Consider the following 21,700-nt stretch of genomic DNA (forward strand, 5'->3'; position numbering starts at 1 on the left):
CGACAGCTTCGACACATTAAATCTGAAGTATCCAGACGAAAGTCACCTCACCTCGTTCGGTGCTGTGTATAAAACGGTATCGAATAACGGAGACTGGAAAGGAAAAAGCATGAAGGTACGCAAGCTTGCGGTTGCACTGGCTCTGGCGGGAGGGCTCGGGTCCGGGGTTGCTCAAGCCCTCGGGCTGGGTGAAATTGAACTTCAGTCCTATCTGAACGAACCCATGGAAGCAGAGATTGTTCTGCCGCAAAGTCGGGGTGTAGCTCCCGGTGATGTGTTTGTGAACATAGCTCCGGAAATGGCTTATCAGAGACTGGGTCTGCAGCGAAGCCCATTTGTAGGGAAACTCCGTTTTAACGTGGTTACAGGCGCCGATGGCAGCCTGATGGTGAATGTAACCTCCCGGGAACCCCTACGAGAGCCATATCTTAACTTCTTGCTTGAATTAACCTGGCCCAACGGCCGGTTAATGCGTGAATACGCAGTTTTGGTAGACCCCCCCATTTACGCCGAAGAGTCCGGTGTGTCTGAACAGGTGCGTGCTCCTTCAGCACAAGCCCGAACAACTGCTCCAGCCCGCAGTGTCGAATCCGCTCGCCGACAGTCTAGTGCAGAGCAGGCGCAGAGCCGTGGCTACGGATCAGATACTTTTGGCCCTACGAGTGCAAACGACACGCTTTGGACCATCGCCTCTGCAGTTCGGCCAGACAACAGCCTCTCTATGCAGCAGGTTATGCTTGCCTTGCAGGATCTGAATCCCGATGCGTTCATTGGCAATAACATTAATCGGCTCAAACGAGGTCAGGTGCTGCGTGTTCCAACCGCAGATCAGATCCGCGACCGTAGCCGTGCAGAGGCAACCCGTGCGGTAGCCCAGCAGAATCAAGAATTCCAGCAACCCAAACGCACCGTGGATGCTACGCCTGCACAGCCTTCTAGAACTGGCGCAGCTGGCCAAGCTTCCGCGGGTGGCGACGAGCTCAAACTGCTGGTCGCGGATGATACCGGCAGTCGCAGTGAGACCGATGGTGGCTCTGCTGGTGGTGATGGCAAGCTTCCCGGTGGGGTTGATGCTGGTGCCGCAGTTGCAATGGAAGAACTCGAAAGCACTCGGCGTGAGAACGAAGAACTTAACACTCGAGTTGACGATCTTCAGGATCAGGTACAAACACTGCAACGTTTGCTGGAACTCAAAAATAGCCAGTTAGCAGAGATTCAGCAAGGAGCCGAGGTTGGCGGTTCAGCACCTAATCAAGTAGAGCCGGGTTCTGAGCTTGCTGATTCCGCTACAGATACAGGTGAAGCCACCACAGATTCTGAATTGGCAGAAGCCACTCCCGATGCTGCGGCCCCCATGGCAGAGACGGAACCAAAAGAGACTGGTGACCCCGTTGTCGAAGATGGTGCTGCGGAGACAGCAGAGGTGCCCGCCGAGCCCGGTACCGAAGAGGTTGCATCTGACGAATCAGATGTTACGGGTATGGAAGATGCTTCTGATGCAGAAGCTGCCGGTGAAGAGGCCGAAGTTACGGAAATGGCCCCCGAGACTCTGCCTGCTGACGATATGGCTGATGCCGAGCAGGATATGGATTCTGCAGGAAGCGACGCTGCCCCGGTGGCGGCCGCACAGCCAGAGCAGCCCGCAAAACCAGAGGTACCTCAAACCAAGCCTAAACCTCAGCCAATTGCTGATAAGGGCTTCCCGGGTAATGTGATTGACGCGATTGCTAATAACACCCTGTACCAGATCGCTCTTGGGGGGGGTTTGGTTATTTTGTTACTGGTTCTTTTGCTCCTGGCCCGACGCAACGCGAACCGCGAGAAAGAGTTTTATGAGCAGCTCAACAGTGAATCTGACGGGTCTGAGGATACCTTTGATCTGAGTCTGGATGACGATGAGCTAGCGCAGAGCGATGGTAATAGCGACGCTCTGGAGGAAGCTGATACATACATAGCCTACGGTCGTTATGATCAGGCGACGCAGGTTCTGGAAGCAGCTATCTCCCGTGAACCAAGCCGCACAGATCTACGCCTAAAGCTTCTAGCTGTCTACGCTGACAACCAAGAGCGCGACTCCTTCGAGAAGCAGTTTGGTGAAATCGAGACGCTAGGCGATGACGAGGCGCTTGCGCAGGCGAATGAACTTCGAACCCGTCTGGAGGAAGCTGAATCAATGCCTAGCATTGATGACCTAGAGTCTCAGCTTCGTTCCGGTTCGTCCTTATCTGATGAGCTCGTGGCAGATCAATATGATGCTGGCCGCGAAGATCAGGTTGAGAACGAGTTCGGTGATTTTGACTCGGATTTGTCCGACTTTGATTCCGAAACCGTTGAAGATGCAGAAAGCGCTGCTGACGCCCCGGCTGACGGGGAAGTGAGTGAGGAAGAAAAGAACGAGTCAGATGATCTGATCGAATACGATCTGTCAGGGCTGGAGTTGCCGAAAGCCAAAGACGAAGTAGCAGATCTGCCGGAATCGGACGTTACAGACTCGGAGCAAACATCTGAGCCTGATCTTTTGGACGAGGAGAGCGACTTTTCTTCTCTCGAGATAGATCTCGATGATTCGGAAGACTCTGTTGCGGAATCTCTTGATGAATCTCTCGAAGATTCTGATCTGGACGAATCGGCAGAGAAATCATTGGAAGAGTCCCTCGGTGAGCTTGATGAGCTATCAGGTTTCGAACTAAATGATGAGTTTGAATCAGGGACCTCACTCGATGAGCTGGAAAATGAGTTAGAAAGTGAAGCTGAAAGTAAGCTAGATAGCGATCTGGAAGACGAGGATATAGAAAGCTCAGACCTTGATGCTTTGGATGAGTCTTTCTTGGATGAACTCGATGCGGAGCTGGATAAGGTCGCTGGCGAAGAGGAAGAGCTTGGCGGTTCTGAGATGGAAGAATCCACTCTGGATGATCTTGAATTGGATGTCTCCGATGAAGATCTAGCATTGATGGAAGAGTTCTCGGATTCAGCAGACTCAGCCAATGCCGGTCTAGAAGATAAAGAGCCATCTCTGGATGATTTGGATGACGAGCTGGGACTTGATGACGCGCTCTCAGAAGACGTTGACGACTCTTTGTCGAACGTTGACGACTCTGTTCTGGACGTAAATGGTTCTCTTGCTGACGCTGATGGCTCTCTCCCGGATGAAGATTTGCCGGTAGCGTCTGACGAAGTGAAGGAAGAGGCGTCAAAATCGCTGCTTGCTGATATCGATGAAGATGATATCGGTGACGATGATGACTTCGATTTCCTCGCCGGCACTGACGAGGCCGCAACTAAGCTTGACCTGGCGCGAGCCTATATTGAGATGGGCGACAGTGACGGAGCCCGTGACATTCTGGAAGAAGTTGCCCTTGAGGGTGATGACGGACAGAAAGCGGAAGCTCAGGATCTGCTTAAAAAACTGTCCTAATCCGTTATAATCGTTTAATTAAGGCAGCAAGCGCTGACTGACGCCGGGGAGTTCCCCGGTAGCAGTCGGCGCTTTGTTTTTACAGCAACATACTTTCCGGATTTACATTTGTTTCTCTACCCTCAGGAACTCACAACGGATAATGCCATCGGCGCCGGGCGTGTTGCTTTGGCTTTCGAGTACGATGGCCGGAGTTTTCACGGCTGGCAATTGCAGAAATCCGGCGTTCGCTCGGTAGAAGCAGAGCTTACAAAAGCTGTTGAGAAAGTTGCGGATCATAAAGTTAACCTCGTGTGTGCGGGCCGAACGGATACCGGAGTGCACGCGAGTTATCAGGTCGCGCATTTTGAAACTTCAGCCATTCGACCGCTCCGTTCATGGGTTATGGGTATTAACACCGCTCTGCCATTTGATATCGCTGTGCATTGGGCAGGGAATGCCCGCGAGGACTTCCACGCGCGCTTTTCTGCTGTGTACCGACGCTACCGCTATGTTATCTATAACAGCCCCGTGCGCCCCGGTATCCAAAGAGGCCAGGTAAGCTGGACGTTTCGCAAACTGGATGCCGAGCTAATGCATGAAGCCGCCCAAGCATTGGTCGGGGAGCATGATTTTTCTTCGTTCCGTGCTGCTGGCTGTCAATCCCGAACGCCAATACGCTTCCTCGAGCAAATAAAGGTAACCCGGAAAGCGAACTTCGTCGTAATTGATGTGCAGGCCAATGCGTTTCTGCACCACATGGTTCGAAATATCGCTGGGGCTCTTATGGCTGTAGGCGCTGGAAATAAGCCGTCATGCTGGATTCACGACATTTTGCTTGCAAAGGATCGCAGGCTAGCTGGCGTAACCGCAGCGCCCCACGGTTTGTATCTGGTGGACGTTGGTTACCCTGAGGGCCTCGGCATACCTGCCGCTGAATGCGGACCAGGTTTTCTGAGACCTTGGTTCAGCCCGTCAGAAAACAGGCCGGTTCACCCAACTCACATTCACCCGAAACAGAAGCCGGTAGAAGTATCATGAGAACACGAGTCAAAATTTGTGGTTTGACCCGTGTTGAGGATATCAAAGCGGCGGTTGCGAGCGGAACGGACGCGATAGGCTTAGTGTTTTATGAGCCCAGCCCCCGTGCCGTGGCTATAGAGCAAGCAGAGGTACTTGCCCGGCATATTCCTGCGTTTGTGTCTCTTGTTGGCCTGTTTGTTAATCCCCCGGAAACGCAAGTTAGAGATGTTCTAAAGCGCGTACCATTGGATTTGCTGCAGTTCCACGGGGATGAGTCAGCAGATTTTTGCGGACAGTTCGAACGGCGCTGGATCAAAGCAGTGAGGGTTCAACGAGCCGGGCAAATTGCAAAAGCCTTCAACGATTACCATCTTGCCAGCGGGCTCTTGGTTGATGCTTGGGATCCTGAACGGTTTGGCGGCACCGGGCAGTCGTTCAACTGGGATTTGATTCCGCCTGAACGCACCTTGCCTCTCATATTGGCCGGTGGGTTGTCATCTGATAACGTATTCGGCGCCGTAAAGAAGGTAATGCCTTGGGCTGTTGATGTCAGTGGTGGTGTTGAAAAGAGCAAAGGTATCAAGGACATCGAGAAAATGTCTGAATTTATTAAAGAGGCTCACCGTGCCTAATGGAGAGGCTCACCGTGTCTAACAGAGAGGTTCACCGTGTCTGTAAAACTGACTGAAGAAATGCTGACGGCACTGCCGGATGCGCGAGGGCATTTCGGCGCTTTTGGCGGACGATTTGTTTCCGAAACGCTGATGGATTCCCTAATGACCCTTGAGCGGGAGTATTTGCGGCTCAAGAAGGATCCGGAATTTCAAGCAACGTTCGACAAAGACCTCGCAGATTATGTTGGCCGGCCAAGCCCCTTGTACTTTGCCGAGCGACTGACCCGCGAAACCGGCGGTGCACAGATTTGGCTGAAGCGGGAAGATCTAAACCACACGGGGGCACACAAGGTAAACAACACCATTGGTCAAGCTTTGCTCGCCAGCTTTTTAGGCAAGAAGCGGATCATTGCGGAAACAGGTGCGGGGCAGCATGGCGTTGCGACAGCTACAGTTTGCGCTCGTTTAGGTCTGGAATGTCACGTTTTTATGGGTGCTGAAGACGTTCAGAGGCAATCGTTGAACGTGTATCGCATGAAGCTACTTGGCGCCAAAGTTCACGCTGTCGAGAGCGGTAGCCGCACACTCAAAGACGCAATGAACGACGCCATGCGTGATTGGGTTACCAACGTTGATGATACCTTTTACATCATTGGTACCGTCGCAGGCCCACACCCTTATCCCTTGCTTGTGCGTGATTTTCAATCGGTTATTGGCCGTGAAACCCGCAGCCAGTCGCTGGAAAAAACCGGAAAGCTGCCGGATGCGTTGGTTGCCTGTGTGGGTGGTGGCTCTAATGCGATCGGTATGTTTTATCCGTTCCTTACCGACGAGTCTGTGCAGCTTTATGGCGTAGAAGCCGGTGGGCTCGGTATAGAAACCGGGCAACATGCGGCACCTTTGTGCGCTGGGCGACCGGGCGTTCTTCATGGCAATCGTACTTACCTGATGGAAGACGAAGATGGCCAGATCGCGGGCACGCACTCCGTAAGCGCCGGTTTGGATTACCCTGGGGTAGGCCCGGAACATAGCTGGTTAAAAGATATTGGCCGGGCCAACTATGTGTCGGTAACCGACGACGAAGCCCTGCAAGCATTCCGCATGCTGACACTGGTTGAAGGCATCATGCCCGCACTGGAAACGGCTCACGCGGTTGCTTACGCTGTTAAACTTGCGGCCACGATGGATAAAGACCAGATGGTCGTCATTAATATATCCGGTCGCGGCGATAAAGATATCCATACCATTGCGCAGTTGGATGGTATCGAACTATAAACAATGGTCTGATTAACCGACAGGAGCAGGCATGAGCCGAATCGAAGGGGTTCTCCAGACCCTCAAAGGACAGGGCCGCAAGGCACTTATTCCCTTTATTACCGCCGGTGATCCCCACCCCGACGAAACCGTGGGCCTAATGCATACCATGGTGGATGCCGGTGTTGATATCATCGAACTGGGTGTGCCTTTCTCAGATCCGATGGCCGATGGACCGGTGATTCAGCTGGCCTGTGAGCGTGCTCTCAAGCATGGCACATCGATACGCCGGGTTTTAGCCATCGTGAGTGAGTTTAGAAAAACCAATAATGCCACTCCGGTGGTATTGATGGGCTACCTTAACCCTATCGAAGCCATGGGTTATGAAGCTTTTGCAGATGCGGCAGTAGAAGCAGGTGTTGACGGCATTCTCACGGTGGATTTACCACCGGAAGAGGCTGATCAGATTGCCCCGTTATTTGCGCAGCGGGGTTTGGATCCGATTTTCTTGCTGGCGCCAACCACAACCGATGACAGAATTCGGGCAATTGCCGACCACTCTTCCGGATATGTGTACTATGTTTCATTTAATGGCGTAACCGGTGCTGCCAAAATAAATGTGGATGAAGTTGCGGCCAAGGTAGACCATATCCACAAATTGACAGCTCTGCCCGTTGGCGTTGGTTTTGGTATTCGCGATGCAGAAACAGCGGCGGCCGTAGGGCGGGTATCCGATGGTGTAATTGTTGGCAGTGTTCTGGTGGATACAATAGCCAGAAATCAGACCGATATCGACGCGCTTAAAAGGGCGCTGACGGATCTGCTCAACCCTATGCGTGAAGCGCTGGACAGTCTGGCTTCCTGAGCCGAAAGGTGAAGGGTGAGGGCAGACCGGAATCAAAGGACAGGATGAAACCATGAGTAACTGGCTGGACAAGATAATGCCGGGCAAAATTCGCTCGGAATCCAATCGCAGAACAGGTGTGCCTGAAGGGCTTTGGAAAAAATGTCCCAAATGTGGAGCCTTTCTCTACAAGCCGGAGCTGGAGAAAAATCTGGATGTTTGCCCCAAGTGCAATCATCACCTGAGAGTGGCTGCCCGTCGTCGTCTCGATATCTTCCTTGATGAAGATGGTCGGGAAGAAATTGGAGAAAATCTCGAACCCTGGGATAGGCTCAAATTCAAGGACTCCAAGCGTTATAAAGATCGCTTGGTGCAAGCTCAGAAGGCTACAGGTGAGAAAGACGCGCTGGTTGCCATGAAGGGTAAAACGCTCGGCGTTCCCTTGGTTGCGTGTTCTTTTGAGTTTGGCTTTATGGGCGGCTCCATGGGGCAGGTTGTAGGTGAGAAGTTTGTTCAGGCAGCCAATATTGCGCTTGCAGAACGTATTCCTCTCGTCTGCTTTTCTGCCAGTGGTGGTGCTCGGATGCAAGAAGCGATTCTTTCGCTGATGCAGATGTCTAAAACTGCTGCGGTGCTAGAGCGCATGAAGCAAGAAGGCATTCCGTATATCTCGGTAATGACTGATCCGGTGTTCGGTGGTGTATCCGCGAGTTTGGCAATGCTAGGCGATCTCAATATAGCGGAGCCCAACGCATTGATTGGCTTTGCGGGGCCGCGGGTTATTGAGCAGACAGTTCGCGAAAAATTACCCGAGGGCTTTCAGCGCAGCGAGTTCTTGCTGGAGCACGGGGCTATCGATATGATTCTGCATCGCCATCAAATGCGTGAACGCATTGCTCACGTATTGGCGAAGTTCACCGGGCAAGAACGGCCTGGAACAGACGAGCCCATTGAATTTGAGATAACGGAAAAGCCCGACGTTGATGTCCCAGCCGAGTAATCCAAAATCACAGCCCCCGAAAGCACCGGGGGCTGGTGCTACTCTTAACGAATGGTTGTTCTGGCTAGAATCGATTCACCCTACCGAAATTGACCTCGGGCTTGACCGAGTGCTTCTTGTGCTGCGCAAGCTGTTCAGGCGTAAGCCCAATGCGCGGGTGATTACCGTTGCCGGAACCAACGGGAAGGGCGGCACAGTAGCTACGCTTGAAGCACTTTTGCAAGCTTCAGGGCGAAGCACCGGCGCCTACACCTCACCGCACCTGCAGAATTACAACGAACGAATCCGTATTGGTGGCAAGGATGTTGACGATGCGACTCTGATTTCTGCGTTTGAAAAAGTTGAATCTGCCCGTGGTTCCGTAACATTGACCTACTTTGAGTTTGGCACCTTGGCAGCGTTTGTTGTTCTTGCTGAAGCAGGTGTTCAGGACTGGATTCTTGAGGTGGGCCTTGGCGGGCGACTTGATGCTGTAAATGTGATTGATGCGGATCTTGCGATTATAACCTCTGTGGATATCGATCATGTGGCTTTTCTCGGGGATAACCGTGAGGTTATCGGTTTCGAAAAAGCGGGCATCCTGCGTCCGGGTATACCGGCTATCGTTGCCGACATGGACCCGCCTCGTTCCGTTATTCAGCAGGCAACCGCCCAGAAGGTGGTGCTTCAAAGAGCCGGCAAGGACTACACCATTGAGGAAATCAACTCTGACTCAGGCGAGTTAACTGTCTCCCTGCATGCTCAGGATCAGGTAATCCAAATGCCCGTCGGGCCTTTGCCGGTTCCAAGCGTGGCTGCGGCAGTTATGGCTGTGCGAACACTTGCGCCGGACATGCCAATATCTTTGATCGAAACGTCTCTGTCCAAAGTCAGTGTGCCGGGGCGTTTCGAACGTCTTCGGCACGAACCTGACCTGTATGTTGATGTAGGGCATAACCCCCATGCCGCCCGTTGGCTTTCAGCGCAGTTGCAGGTTCTTAAGCGCGGGAGCCGAAAGGTTCACGCTGTGTACGCGGCGCTCGCCGATAAGGACGTGGCAGGCGTGGCTCGCGCGATGGCACCGGTTGTAGATTGCTGGCATCTTGCCGGGCTTGATGTGCCCCGTGGGCTAAGTTCGGAAGCCTTAGCCGAAAAGCTAGATTCCTGTTCATTGAATGAGATGTTCACTCACAGTTCTGTAACAGCTGCGATTACTGCAGCACAGCGCCAAGCGGCTTCGGACGACATCATTATTGTTTTTGGCTCTTTTTTTACCGTTGCCGAGACGCGCTCGTTGCTTGTATAAGCGAGGTTACCCCGCCTTAAACTTTGTCCATAGCAAGGTGCAGAGCTTTGAGTTATGGCAAGCAGACAGTTAGTATGATTCACGAAAAAATGAGCGAGGAGCCAAGACACGTGGATGGACTGAAGCAAAGAATCATTGGGGCGCTGGTTCTTATTTCGCTGGCTGTTATCTTTGTTCCTATGGTTTTCGACGAGCCCCACTCTGAGCGCACATCTACCTCCATCAATATTCCCGAAGAGCCTCCTTTCCCGGAAGTGGAAGCGCCAGAATCTGATCTGGCAACCCCGCCTACCTATCAGCAGAGCGCTTCGCAATCTGAAGATAAGGATGATCAGGGTTTCAGGATTCTAGAAGGTGATGCGCCAGTTAGCGAGCCCGTTGTAAGCAATAACATTAAGGCCGAAAAGGCGTTGGAAAAACCGGCGCCGGCTGAAAATGGATCGCAAAAAACCGCAGTATCTGCAGCTAACGACACTCAGTCACCCGCGCCGGAGCCGAAAAAGCCCGAAGTGGTAGCTGAGCAGGATCGAGCGGAATTTACGCGGTCGCTGGAGGGCGCGTGGGTGGTGCAGTTAGGTAGCTTTGGCAATGGTGACAATGCCCGGCGCCTTCGTGACAAGGTTCGCGATAAGGGGTACAGCTCTCATCTTCAGGAAGTTGTTCGGGGTGATGTGACGCTTACACGGGTTTTCAGTGGGCCTTTCGCTGAAAAATCGAAAGCAGAAGCCGCTAAGCTTGCTTTGGATGAGGCGTTCAGCCTGAATAGTTTGGTTACTTCCGGCGATAAATAACGCTTTTGTTCTGCTTTATATCATTCAGGCGGTTTGGTGAACCGGGGTTTCCTGATAGAATTCGCGCTTCCTTTTCTTCACCGGGACTTCCATGGAAGCGCTGATCTGGATTGACTGGGTCATCATTGCCCTCATTACAGTTTCCACTCTCATCAGTCTGAAGCGAGGCTTTGTTAAAGAGGCCTTGTCTCTGGTGACTTGGGTGGGCGCCTTCATACTTGCCCGTACTTTTCACCCTCAAATGCAAGCATTGCTTGAGAACACGGTAGAAACGCCGTTAGTGCGACTGATCGCAGCCTTCGCCATTCTCTTTTTCGGAACCCTCATTGTTGGCGCTATCATCAACAATATGATCGGGCACCTTGTCCGCGCTACGGGGCTTTCAGCAACTGACCGGGTTTTGGGTATGGGCTTTGGCCTGTTACGCGGGCTTGTTGTGGTCATTGTTGCGATTGCATTTGTCCGTTACACCCCTCTGGCTCAGGATACCTGGTGGAGGACGTCCGTCATGATTGATCGTCTGGCGGTCGTTGAAGATTGGTCCCGGCGAACATTCGGTGACGAATTTGCCCGTTTTCTCGAACCGGAACCCCAAACGGCCGTGGAACCCACGTCCGCATCCCGCTAACATTCAGAATTAACACCCGGAGATTACTCTATCCATGTGTGGCATTGTCGGCATCGTCAGTACTTCCAACGTCAATCAGTCGCTTTATGATGCGCTGACTGTACTTCAACACCGGGGCCAGGATGCGGCGGGCATAGTGACTTTTCAGGATGATCGCTTCTACCTGCGCAAAGATAACGGATTAGTACGGGACGTATTCCATACCCGCCACATGCATCGATTGGTAGGCAACGTTGGTATAGGCCACGTGCGCTATCCCACTGCAGGTAGCGCTAGTTCTGCTGAATCGCAACCTTTTTATGTGAATAGCCCTTACGGGATTACTCTGGCCCATAACGGCAACCTTACCAACGCCGATGAGTTGAGTCAGGACCTGTTTCGAACCGATCTGCGCCATATCAACACCAATTCAGACTCGGAAGTGCTGTTGAACGTTTTTGCCCACGAGCTGCAAAAACTGGGCAAGCTTGACCCGACAAAAGAGGAAATATTCTCCGCCGTGCGCGCCGTGCATCAGCGTTGTCGTGGAGCCTACGCGGTTATTGCCATGATTACGGGTTACGGCATTGTGGGTTTCCGCGATCCTAACGGCATCCGCCCCGCGTGTTATGGCGAGCGGACCTCTGAAAGCGGTCGCAAGGAATATATGATCGCATCTGAGAGCGTTGCTCTTAGTGCTGCCGGGTACACTCTGGTAAGGGATATAGCTCCGGGTGAGGCGGTCTACATCGAGACTGACGGCACACTCTATACCCAGCAATGTGCTCAGCAGCCTAAGCTCTACCCATGTATTTTCGAGCACGTTTATTTTGCGCGTCCTGACTCCATAATCGATGGTGTTTCGGTATATAAAGCACGGCTACGCATGGGTGAAACTCTGGCGGATAAAGTGCTGAGGGAGCGCCCAAATCACGATATCGACGTGGTTATGCCAATTCCTGACACCAGCCGTACATCAGCCATGCAGATGGCTTACCGGTTGGGTGTGAAGTTCCGCGAAGGCTTTATTAAAAATCGCTATATCGGCCGCACGTTTATCATGCCCGGCCAAACCATGCGCAAGAAGTCTGTGCGCCAGAAACTGAACCCCATTGATCTGGAGTTCAAAGGTAAAAACGTAATGTTGGTGGATGACTCCATTGTTAGGGGCACCACCTGCAAAGAAATCGTTCAGATGGCCAGAGATGCGGGCGCCAGAAACGTGTACTTTGCATCGGCAGCGCCTCCGGTTCGTTACCCCAACGTTTACGGTATCGATATGCCATCAGCCACTGAACTGATCGCGCATGACCGGACAGTTGACGAAATTGGCGAGCTTATAGGCACTGATTGGCTGCTGTATCAGGATCTTGAAGATTTGGTGACCTGTGTAAGCGACGTGAATGACAATATCGATGGCTGGGAATGTTCGGTGTTCACCGGCGAGTACGTAACCGGGGATATTGACTCGGCATACCTTAATCGCCTCGATGAAGCCCGAAATGATTTAAAACGGTCTGGAGGCGTTGAATCCGCCTCTGGCGATAACGGCATTATTGACCTCCACAACGACGAAGACTGATTACCGAGCCTTACCAGGAGACGCTCATGACTTTTCATCGCGAAGAAACTGTCCAGATTCCCGAATCGGATCTTGAGGGTATGTCTCTGGATACCTTGGCGGTGAGGGCAGGGCAGCTGCGTACCGCCCAACTTGAGCACAGCGATGCTATTTTTCCCACATCGAGCTTTGTATACGGCAGCGCGGCTCAAGCGGCGGCTCGCTTTGGCGGCGACGAGCCGGGCAACATCTACTCCCGGTTTACCAACCCTACGGTTCAGGCATTCGAAGGCCGCATAGCTGCGATGGAAGGTGGCGATCGGGCGGTTGCAACGTCTTCAGGTATGGCCGCCATTCTCAGCACTTGTATGGCACTGCTGAAAAGTGGTGATCATGTGATTTGCTCACGGGGTGTATTCGGAACCACCAACGTGCTGTTCCAGAAATACATGGCGAAGTTTGGTGTTGAAACCACATTTGTGAGCCTGACGGACACGCAAGATTGGGATTCGGCAGTGCGTTCAAACACCCGGATGCTGTTTGTTGAAACCCCGTCTAACCCACTTTGCGAAGTGGCCGATATGGCGGCGCTGGCGAAGCTTGCCCATGATAATAACGCTTTGTTTGTGGTCGATAACTGCTTTCTGACCCCGGTACTACAGCGGCCTTTAGAGCATGGTGCGGATATTGTGATCCACTCGGCGACCAAGTATTTGGATGGGCAGGGCCGTTGCGTGGGCGGTGTGGTGGTCGGCCCGGCCAAGCTCATGGATGACGTGTATGGCTTCTTAAGGTCTGCTGGTCCTACTATGAGCCCGTTCAATGCCTGGGTATTCCACAAAGGCTTGGAAACCTTACCAATCCGTATGCGAGCCCACTGTGACAATGCGTTAGAGTTGGCTAGGTGGCTAGACCAGCAGCCGGAAGTAGAGCATGTGTACTATGCCGGACTCGAAAGCCATCCACAGCACGCCCTTGCAAAAAAACAGCAGAAAGGGTTTGGTGGGGTGCTGTCATTTTGTTTGAAGGGCGGTCGGGAAGAAGCTTGGGCGTTTATCGATGCAACCCGAATGATTTCAATTACCGCTAACTTGGGTGACGTGAAGACCACTATTACACACCCGGCGACCACTACCCACGGGCGCTTGTCTCCGGAAGATAAAGCCAGAGCTGGCATAACCGAAAACCTTCTACGGGTTTCGGTGGGAATAGAAGCAGTTGAAGACCTGAAAACAGATTTGTACCGAGGTTTTCAGGCTCTTCAGAACGCAAGCAACACTTAACGTTTGAGCATTCATGGCCGAATCTGCAAAAGCGAAGCAATCACCACAGCAACTTACAGACAAGCAACTGCGTTTTCGCCGCCTTGCCGCGCAAGGTGCCCGTGAAGGCGCGGTAATTGGGCTCATAGCCCTTTGTATTTATCTGGCTATGGCTCTGGTTACCTTCAATCCTGCGGATCCGGGTTGGGCCAGTATTGGCCATGAGACAAGTGTGCTTAATGCGGCAGGACGGTCCGGCGCTTGGCTCGCAAGCCTGTTAATGGACTTTTTCGGTCATGTTGCCTATTTGTTTCCGATGATGGTGGCAGGCTATGCCGTGATGCTGATTCGCCTCCGGAATGAGTCGCTGGATCTGCATTGGCCGCTGTTTCTGATGCGTTTTGGCGGTTTTTTGCTGATTCTACTCTCCGCTACAAGCTTGCTTTCGCTTTATTCTGTTTTTGGTTTGGGTGCCTCCTCTGGGGGGGTTCTCGGTACTGCCGTTTCAGACGCTATGGTTCGGTTTTTTAACCTGCCTGCGACCACACTCTTACTTATTGCCATCTTTCTGTTTGCACTGACTGTGACGGTCGGACTTTCATGGTTCTGGCTTATGGACCAACTCGGCGGGCTGACTTTGCGGTTTGGGCAATATCTTAAAAGTCTGGTGCAATCCGATAAGACAAAATCTACGCCCGAGACAACCCCTGAATCTTCGCGGAGCCCCCCGGCTCAAAAAACAAAACCTGCTGCGCCATTGGCTGCATCGGGTGCAGATAACAACACGGACAAGCCTAAAAAACGTTGGTGGCATAGTCTTTCTGGCTTTGGGCCAAGGAACAAGGCGAAAGCTAAACCTGCAACACCGACGGGTGAGCGCTTAGAGCCGGCACTTGAAGGTTTCTCTGCGGGAGATGATCCAGAACCCGCACGGCTCGAAAGCTTCAGTTCCCGGGATGAAGCGCCCGTGAAAACCCGTGATCAGAAGCCGCCAGCCGATAAGGGTACAACCTCGGAAAACTCGGGCGGCCGTTCGCTGAAAATATCGCCTTTCAAGAAGGATGAACAGTCAGGGCAAGTAAAGACTGGAAAAAATGCTCAACCGTCTCTCCTTGAAGATATAGAAAGCCCCATTCCGCCGATCTCGCTGCTTGATCCGCCCGAGGAGCACAAAGAAAGTGGGTACTCCGAAGAGGCTTTAGAGCATATGTCGCGCTTGCTTGAGGAAAAGCTGGGTGATTTCGGCGTGTCTGCCGAGGTGGTGGAAGTAAACCCCGGTCCGGTTATAACACGCTTTGAGATCAAACCTGCCGCGGGCGTTAAGGTGAGTAAAATTTCCAACCTTGCCAAAGATTTGGCCCGTTCTCTTGCTGTGTTGAGTGTGCGAGTTGTAGAGGTTATTCCGGGCAAGTCGGTGGTCGGTATCGAGATTCCCAACGAAAAGCGGGAAATAGTTCGCCTCAGCGAAGTGCTAAGCGCAAGAGTGTTCAGTGAATCCAGCTCAGCGTTAACCATGGCGCTGGGCAACGACATTGGCGGCAACCCTATGGTTGCGAATCTGGCAAAAATGCCGCATCTGTTGGTTGCCGGTACAACTGGCTCTGGTAAATCAGTTGGCGTCAACGCCATGCTCCTGAGCATGCTGCTGAAGGCCGGGCCTGAAGATGTTCGGTTCATTATGGTTGACCCTAAGATGCTGGAACTCAGCATTTATGACGGCATTCCTCATCTGCTTGCTCCGGTGGTTACCGATATGAAAGAGGCCGCAAATGCACTGCGTTGGTGTGTGGCCGAAATGGAGCGCAGGTATCGACTTTTGGCCAGTCTGGGCGTGCGAAACCTCGCGGGCTATAACCGCAAGGTAAAAGACGCGGCAGAAGCTGGCGAACCACTACTTGATCCCCTCTGGAAGCCAGACGAATTTTTAGCTAATGACGAGCAAGAACGCCCCGAACTTGAGCATTTGCCGTTCATCGTTGTAGTGATTGACGAATTTGCCGACATGATGATGATTGTGGGCAAAAAAGTTGAAGAGTTGATTGCCCGAATCGCCCAGAAGGCGAGGGCGGCAGGCATCCATTTAATATTGGCAACCCAAAGACCGTCGGTGGATGTGATTACCGGCTTGATCAAGGCCAATATCCCTACCCGTATGTCGTTTCAAGTGTCCTCCAAGATTGACTCACGCACCGTGCTTGACCAGGGCGGGGCAGAACAGCTTCTAGGGCATGGAGACATGCTTTACTTGCCTCCCGGCTCAGGGCTTCCTGTGCGTGTTCACGGCGCCTTTGTGGACGATGATGAAGTCCACCGGGTGGTGAGTGCCTGGAAAGCCCGGGGTGAGCCTGTATATGTGGATGATGTGCTTAACGGCGCTGAAGGCGAACATCTGCCTGGAGTTCCTACCTTATCTGAGGGCGGGGACAGTGAAGGTGATGCACTTTTCGATGAAGCCGTTGCGTTCGTAACGGAAGGGCGCCGGGTGTCCATTTCCTCCGTACAGAGAAAATTCAAGATAGGTTATAACCGGGCGGCCAATCTGGTCGAAGCTATGGAAGCGTCCGGGGTAGTCAGTTCGGCGGGCCACAACGGCGCCCGTGAAGTACTGGCACCGCCCCCACCGAGAGATTAGGAGTCGTAGTTTTATGCAACAGTATTTCTTAAAGCACCTATCCACTCTAGTGACGGCATTGGCCCTTGCACTGGTGTTCAGCAGTTCAGCGGCAGCAGCCGGAAAAAATGGTGCAACGGCGGAATTGGCCTCTTTGCTGGGTAGTTACGAAACCTATCAAGCGGACTTTATTCAAATAGTGGTTAACGAGAACGGAAGTAAAGTTCAGGAAACCCGTGGTTCCTTAAAAGCCAAAAGGCCGGGTTTGTTTTACTGGGAAACCAGTGCTCCACTATCACAGTTTATCGTCAGTAACGGCGACAGTGTCGAGGTCTATGACCCTGATCTGGAACAGGTAACCGTTCACAATCTCGACGACCGGGTTCAAACTACGCCAGCGCTGCTACTGAGTGGCGAGGTCGACAACCTGGAGGATACCTATCGGGTATCCGGCCGCGAAGTCAGCGATGACATCCGGGAGTTTACCCTCGAACCGAAAAGCGAAGATTCGTTATTTGTATCTCTGCGCCTTACATTCTTTAAGAAGGAATTGCAGGAAATGCGCATGCAGGATTCTTTGTCCCAGCTTAGTGTGCTGAGCTTTGATCATATCCGGCTTAATGAAACGGTGGAAAAGAGCGCGTTTGCTCTTGAGTACCCGGAGGGCGTTGACGTAATTCGGGACGAAAGCTGACATGCAAAACAGCCTGTTCACAGAGCAGGTCGGTTTCCGGCCTCTGGCGGCGCGCATGCGCCCGGAAAGCCTTGAAGACTACGTTGGGCAGGTTCACCTTGTGGGCCCGGGAAAACCTCTTCGCAGGGCCGTGGAACAGGGCCAGCTCCACTCTATGATTCTGTGGGGGCCGCCGGGAGTTGGCAAAACCACTTTTGCAAGACTCCTTGCCAGCGTTGGTAGTCTCAGCTTTGAAACAGTTTCTGCGGTACTTAGCGGCGTAAAGGATATTCGCACCATCGTTGAGCGTGCCCGCAATCGTAAGCAATCACAGGGGCAGGACACGCTTCTATTCGTGGATGAAGTTCATCGCTTTAATAAAGGTCAGCAAGACGCCTTCTTGCCGCACATAGAAGATGGCACTTTTATTTTTGTCGGTGCCACTACGGAAAACCCCTCGTTTGAGCTCAACAGCGCTCTGCTTTCGCGCACTCGTGTCTACGTGCTCAAGAATCTGGAAGAACCGGATATTCTCCGCTTGCTCACCCGCGCGCTCAGCTCAGAGGAGGGTTTTGGCGGTCAGCTTGCCGTAGCAGATGATGTGCTGAAGGTTATGGCGGCTGCATCTGGCGGCGATGCGCGCAGGGCACTGAATATTTTAGAGATATCGGCTGATTTGGCCGAGCCAGACAGCCAGGGAGTAAACCGGGTAAATGCAGAGCACCTTGAGCAGGTGATGCAAACCAGTTTGCGACGTTTTGATAAAGGCGGGGATGTTTTCTACGACCAGATATCGGCGTTGCACAAGTCGGTTAGGGGCTCAGATCCGGACGGTTCGCTATATTGGTTGTGCCGGATGCTCGATGGCGGCTGTGATCCGCTCTACGTTGCCCGCCGTTTGGTGCGTATCGCAAGCGAAGATATAGGGAACGCAGACCCAAGAGCGCTGCAACTAAGTATGGAAGCTTGGGATGTTCAGGAGCGCTTGGGCAGCCCGGAAGGTGAGTTGGCGTTGGCGCAAGCGGTGACGTATCTGGCGTTATCTCCGAAAAGTGATGCGGTTTATAAGGCCTACAATCAATGCATGGCCGATATACGCAAGGATCCGGATTACGAGGTGCCTGTGCATTTGCGCAACGCGCCCACCAAGCTGCTGAAAAGCATGGGCCACGGGGATTCTTATCGCTACGCCCATCATGAACCGGATGCTTTTGCTGCAGGGGAGTCCTATTTGCCAGAGGCCATCCACCAGCGCCGCTACTATGAGCCCGTTAACCGTGGTTTGGAAATCAAACTCGCCGAGAAGCGCCAGCGGCTTGACGCGCTCAACGAACAAAGCTCTAGAAAACGCCATACCTGAACCCCTGCAGGCGTTGCGCCAACGCTAGCCACAGGCGCCCGCACAGGTATAATGGCGAGTTATTCCAAACACATCGCAAACCGAAAAAACTCAGGATAACCATGCTCGATCCCAAGCTCGTCCGTACCCAGACTGAAGAGATCGCCCGCCGGCTGGCCATCAAGAACTTTGTATTTGATGTTGCCGCTTTCGAAACCCTTGAAGAGCGCCGCCGTGCCCTTCAGGTGAGTACGGAAAACCTGCAGAGCGAGCAGAACAAAAAGTCGAAGCTGATTGGCAAAGCCAAGGCTGCGGGTGAAGACATACAGCCGTTACGGGAAGAAGTGGAAAACTTGAAATCCCGCAAATCGGAAGCTGAAGAACAGTTGCGCGCTCTTCAAGAAGAGCTTAGCGCGTTTCTAGCTGGCATTCCGAACCTGCCGGACGAGAGCGTAACTCCGGGAAAATCTGAAGAAGATAACGTTGAAGTGCGCACTTGGGGCACACCAAAGCATTTTGATTTCGAGCCAAAAGACCATGTTGCTTTGGGTGAGCACCTTGGGGGCTTGGATTTCGAAACAGCCACACGCCTTGCGCACTCCCGCTTTGCTGTTATGCGTGGAAAGCTGGCGCGTCTGCACAGAGCCCTTGCTCAGTTCATGTTGAACCTGCATACAGACGAGCATGGCTATTCCGAAACCTATGTACCTTATCTAGTAAATGCCGATGCGCTCTATGGCACTGGCCAGTTACCCAAGTTTGAAGAAGATTTGTTTAAGATGCAGGGCGAGCCTTCGCTTTATCTGATTCCGACAGCAGAAGTGCCCGTTACCAACATGGTGTCGGACTCGATTCTTGGTGCCGATGAGCTACCCCTTAAAATGGTTTGCCATACGCCCTGTTTCCGTAGCGAAGCGGGTTCCTACGGCCGCGATACTCGTGGAATGATTCGTCAGCACCAATTCGATAAGGTTGAGCTGGTTCAGGTCGTTCGTCCCGAAGAATCCGATGCAGCCTTGGAAGCGCTGACGGGCCATGCGGAAAAGGTGCTGCAATTGCTTGAGTTACCTTACCGACTGGTGGCTCTGTGTGGCGGTGATATGGGCTTTTCTGCCGCAAAAACCTACGATATTGAAGTTTGGTTACCGGGGCAAAACAAGTTCCGCGAGATTTCTTCTTGCTCCAATACGCGTGATTTCCAAGCTCGGCGCATGGGTGCTCGCTGGCGTAATCCTGAAACCGGAAAGCCTGAGCCTGTGCACACGTTGAACGGTTCTGGTCTGGCCGTCGGCCGCGCTTTGATTGCAGTGATGGAAAATTATCAGCAAGCGGATGGCAGCATTCTTGTTCCTGATGTTCTCAAGCCTTATATGGGTGGTGCCGAGCGTATTCAATGAGTGATGAATCCACGAAAGAGGTTGGATTAGGCGTTGGTGCGAGGCCAGCGCCGGTTCGCTACAGAACAAACCCGGTTACCTCCAACCCTAACAGCTCCGCCGGTGAAGTGGCGCTAGTAGGGGCTGGCCCCGGTGACCCTGAGCTTTTGACCCTAAAAGCATGGCGGCTTATTACAGCGGCAGAGGTGGTGCTTTACGACCGACTGGTATCACCCGAAATTCTTTCTTTGATTCCGGAGACGGCGGAAAGAATTCATGTTGGCAAACAGCGAGCAAACCATGCGTTGCCTCAAGATCAAATCAACCAGAGGCTGGTGGATTTGGCCAAACAAGGCTATAAGGTTGTTCGACTAAAGGGTGGCGACCCTTTTATTTTTGGTCGGGGTGGCGAGGAAATTGAAACTCTTGCCAGTGCCGGTATTCGGTTTCAGGTTGTTCCGGGTATAACAGCGGCTTCTGGCTGTGCAGCATATTCGGGCATTCCTTTGACTCACCGCGATTATGCTCAGTCGGTGCGGTTTGTGACTGGGCACCTCAAAAACAATACCTGCGACTTACCCTGGAAAGACTTTGTCCAGAATAATCAAACGCTGGTGTTTTATATGGGGCTAGTTGGCCTACCTATTATATGCCAGCAGCTCATAGAGCACGGTATGACACCCGACATGCCAGTTGCATTGGTTTCCAAGGGTACGACTAGGGAGCAGCAGATAGTCACTGGCGACTTGAAAACAATCGTGAAGCGGGTAAATGAAGAGGGGGTGCAGGCACCAACCTTGGTGATTGTGGGCCATGTGGTTGGCCTGAGGGACAGGCTGGATTGGGTAGGTGGTTTACCAATCCAGCCAGCCTGAGTTTTAGCGCTTGGGAAGAACGTCTTTTAGCTTGTCACGCATCTCGCGAATAGCTTTTTCTGTGGTCTCCCAGTCGATACAGGCGTCGGTTACAGACACGCCGTATTTCAGATCTGCCAGATTTTCAGGAATAGACTGATTACCCCAGTTGATGTTGCTCTCAATCATCAGGCTCTGAATTGACTTGTTGCCTTCGAGGATCTGATGGCTGACGTCCTGCATAACCATCGGCTGGATAGCCGGGTCCTTGCTGGAGTTGGCATGACTGCAATCCACCATGATGGATTTACGTAAGCCAGCTTTCTCTAGTGCTTGCTCGCAGAGGGTTACACTAACCGAGTCATAATTCGGTTTACCACCACCGCCACGCAGTACCACATGCCCGTACTGGTTGCCTTTGGTGCGGATTATTGCAACTTGGCCCTGCTGGTCGATCCCCAAAAAGCTATGGGGGTAGGCGACAGATTTCATAGCATTCACAGCGACGTCCAAGCTGCCATCTGTACCGTTTTTGAAACCGATCGCCATAGATAGGCCACTGCTCATCTCGCGGTGGGTCTGGGATTCGGTGGTGCGGGCACCAATTGCCGACCAGGCAATCGAGTCCTGAAGATACTGGGGCGATATGGGGTCCAGAGCTTCGGTCGCAACCGGCAACCCGAGCTCATTGATGTCGAGCAATAGGCGTCTACCCAGGTGCAGACCGCGCTCGATATCAAAGGTGTCATTCAAATGTGGGTCATTGATAAGACCTTTCCAGCCCACAGTGGTTCTTGGCTTTTCAAAATACACGCGCATAACAATTAGCAGAGTATCGCTCACTTCGTCTGCCAGTTTTTTGAGGCGGTTGGCGTAATCTCTTGCTGCGTCAATATCATGAATTGAGCAGGGGCCTACCACGAGGAACAACCGGTGGTCTTTGCCGTCAATAATGTCGTAAATAGCCTGACGGCCGTTTGCAACAGTTTGCGCAGCCTTGCCAGTTAGGGGCATATCCTGTTTGAGCTTTTCAGGGGTAATCAGTGCTTCTTGGCTCGCCACGTTCAGATTTTCAAGTTTATTGCCGGACATTTTTTGCTGTTTCCCCGATTCTTATCGTGCTGCCCGGCTGAACTGTGCAATATTCAAACAGGGCTACAAATTAACGCGAATAGCACCGGACCCGACTCTGGCCAACCCCGGCGAGTT

The 21,700-nt window shown here is 52.6% G+C and carries 16 protein-coding genes and 1 pseudogene; 16 read left to right on the plus strand and 1 reads right to left on the minus strand.

Annotation, left to right across the window (positions count from 1 at the left end):
• The first annotated feature begins 109 nt into the window (after window positions 1–109).
• From MWU62_RS09170 to cobA, 16 genes and pseudogenes are all read left to right on the plus strand, one after another.
• Complete coding sequence (locus tag MWU62_RS09170; protein ID WP_247114570.1) at window positions 110–3,418, plus strand: FimV/HubP family polar landmark protein; 3,309 nt, start codon at window positions 110–112, stop codon at window positions 3,416–3,418.
• 108 nt (window positions 3,419–3,526) lie between these two features.
• Window positions 3,527–4,438 (plus strand): tRNA pseudouridine(38-40) synthase TruA, encoded by a 912-nt coding sequence (gene truA, locus MWU62_RS09175; protein ID WP_247114571.1) that lies wholly within the window; start codon window positions 3,527–3,529, stop codon window positions 4,436–4,438.
• Entirely contained in the window at window positions 4,435–5,052 is a 618-nt protein-coding gene (locus MWU62_RS09180) for a phosphoribosylanthranilate isomerase (protein WP_247114572.1), read from the plus strand. Before truA ends, MWU62_RS09180 begins: the two co-directional genes overlap by 4 nt.
• Before the next feature lie 60 nt (window positions 5,053–5,112).
• Window positions 5,113–6,309, plus strand: coding sequence for a tryptophan synthase subunit beta (trpB, locus tag MWU62_RS09185; protein WP_247114706.1), 1,197 nt, complete (start codon window positions 5,113–5,115; stop codon window positions 6,307–6,309).
• Between the two features lie 31 nt (window positions 6,310–6,340).
• Window positions 6,341–7,153: a tryptophan synthase subunit alpha gene (trpA, locus tag MWU62_RS09190; protein ID WP_247114573.1), complete on the plus strand. Its 813-nt coding sequence runs from the start codon at window positions 6,341–6,343 to the stop codon at window positions 7,151–7,153.
• 52 nt (window positions 7,154–7,205) lie between these two features.
• On the plus strand, window positions 7,206–8,132 hold the full coding sequence (gene accD, locus MWU62_RS09195; RefSeq protein WP_247114574.1) for an acetyl-CoA carboxylase, carboxyltransferase subunit beta: 927 nt from the start codon (window positions 7,206–7,208) through the stop codon (window positions 8,130–8,132).
• Window positions 8,116–9,417, plus strand: a complete 1,302-nt coding sequence (gene folC, locus MWU62_RS09200; RefSeq protein ID WP_247114575.1) for a bifunctional tetrahydrofolate synthase/dihydrofolate synthase — start codon at window positions 8,116–8,118, stop codon at window positions 9,415–9,417. The genes accD and folC overlap by 17 nt, the downstream gene beginning before the upstream one ends.
• Before the next feature lie 110 nt (window positions 9,418–9,527).
• Window positions 9,528–10,208: an SPOR domain-containing protein gene (locus tag MWU62_RS09205; protein ID WP_247114707.1), complete on the plus strand. Its 681-nt coding sequence runs from the start codon at window positions 9,528–9,530 to the stop codon at window positions 10,206–10,208.
• A 91-nt stretch (window positions 10,209–10,299) separates the two neighbouring features.
• Entirely contained in the window at window positions 10,300–10,836 is a 537-nt protein-coding gene (locus MWU62_RS09210; protein WP_200360629.1) for a CvpA family protein, read from the plus strand.
• A gap of 34 nt (window positions 10,837–10,870) precedes the next feature.
• Window positions 10,871–12,397, plus strand: a complete 1,527-nt coding sequence (purF, locus tag MWU62_RS09215) for an amidophosphoribosyltransferase (RefSeq protein WP_247114576.1) — start codon at window positions 10,871–10,873, stop codon at window positions 12,395–12,397.
• Between the two features lie 26 nt (window positions 12,398–12,423).
• Window positions 12,424–13,659 carry an O-succinylhomoserine sulfhydrylase gene (locus MWU62_RS09220; RefSeq protein ID WP_247114577.1) on the plus strand — a complete coding sequence of 412 codons (1,236 nt, stop codon included), beginning with the start codon at window positions 12,424–12,426 and terminating at the stop codon, window positions 13,657–13,659.
• A 13-nt stretch (window positions 13,660–13,672) separates the two neighbouring features.
• Window positions 13,673–16,270: a DNA translocase FtsK gene (locus MWU62_RS09225; RefSeq protein ID WP_247114578.1), complete on the plus strand. Its 2,598-nt coding sequence runs from the start codon at window positions 13,673–13,675 to the stop codon at window positions 16,268–16,270.
• Between the two features lie 13 nt (window positions 16,271–16,283).
• Window positions 16,284–16,943: an outer membrane lipoprotein chaperone LolA gene (gene lolA, locus MWU62_RS09230; protein WP_247114579.1), complete on the plus strand. Its 660-nt coding sequence runs from the start codon at window positions 16,284–16,286 to the stop codon at window positions 16,941–16,943.
• 1 nt (window position 16,944) lies between these two features.
• Window positions 16,945–18,282 carry a replication-associated recombination protein A gene (locus MWU62_RS09235; protein WP_247114580.1) on the plus strand — a complete coding sequence of 446 codons (1,338 nt, stop codon included), beginning with the start codon at window positions 16,945–16,947 and terminating at the stop codon, window positions 18,280–18,282.
• Window positions 18,283–18,383: 101 nt separating this feature from the next.
• Complete coding sequence (serS, locus tag MWU62_RS09240; protein ID WP_247114581.1) at window positions 18,384–19,658, plus strand: serine--tRNA ligase; 1,275 nt, start codon at window positions 18,384–18,386, stop codon at window positions 19,656–19,658.
• A gap of 95 nt (window positions 19,659–19,753) precedes the next feature.
• Window positions 19,754–20,512, plus strand: a pseudogene (gene cobA / locus MWU62_RS09245) (uroporphyrinogen-III C-methyltransferase); the annotation flags it as partial.
• 3 nt (window positions 20,513–20,515) lie between these two features.
• Here cobA and MWU62_RS09250 read toward each other — a convergent pair.
• Complete coding sequence (locus MWU62_RS09250; protein WP_247114582.1) at window positions 20,516–21,583, minus strand: 3-deoxy-7-phosphoheptulonate synthase; 1,068 nt, start codon at window positions 21,581–21,583, stop codon at window positions 20,516–20,518.
• Between the last annotated feature and the right edge of the window lie 117 nt (window positions 21,584–21,700).

This window comes from Marinobacter sp. S6332 (assembly GCF_023016045.1).
Classification (GTDB): Bacteria; Pseudomonadota; Gammaproteobacteria; order Pseudomonadales; family Oleiphilaceae; genus Marinobacter.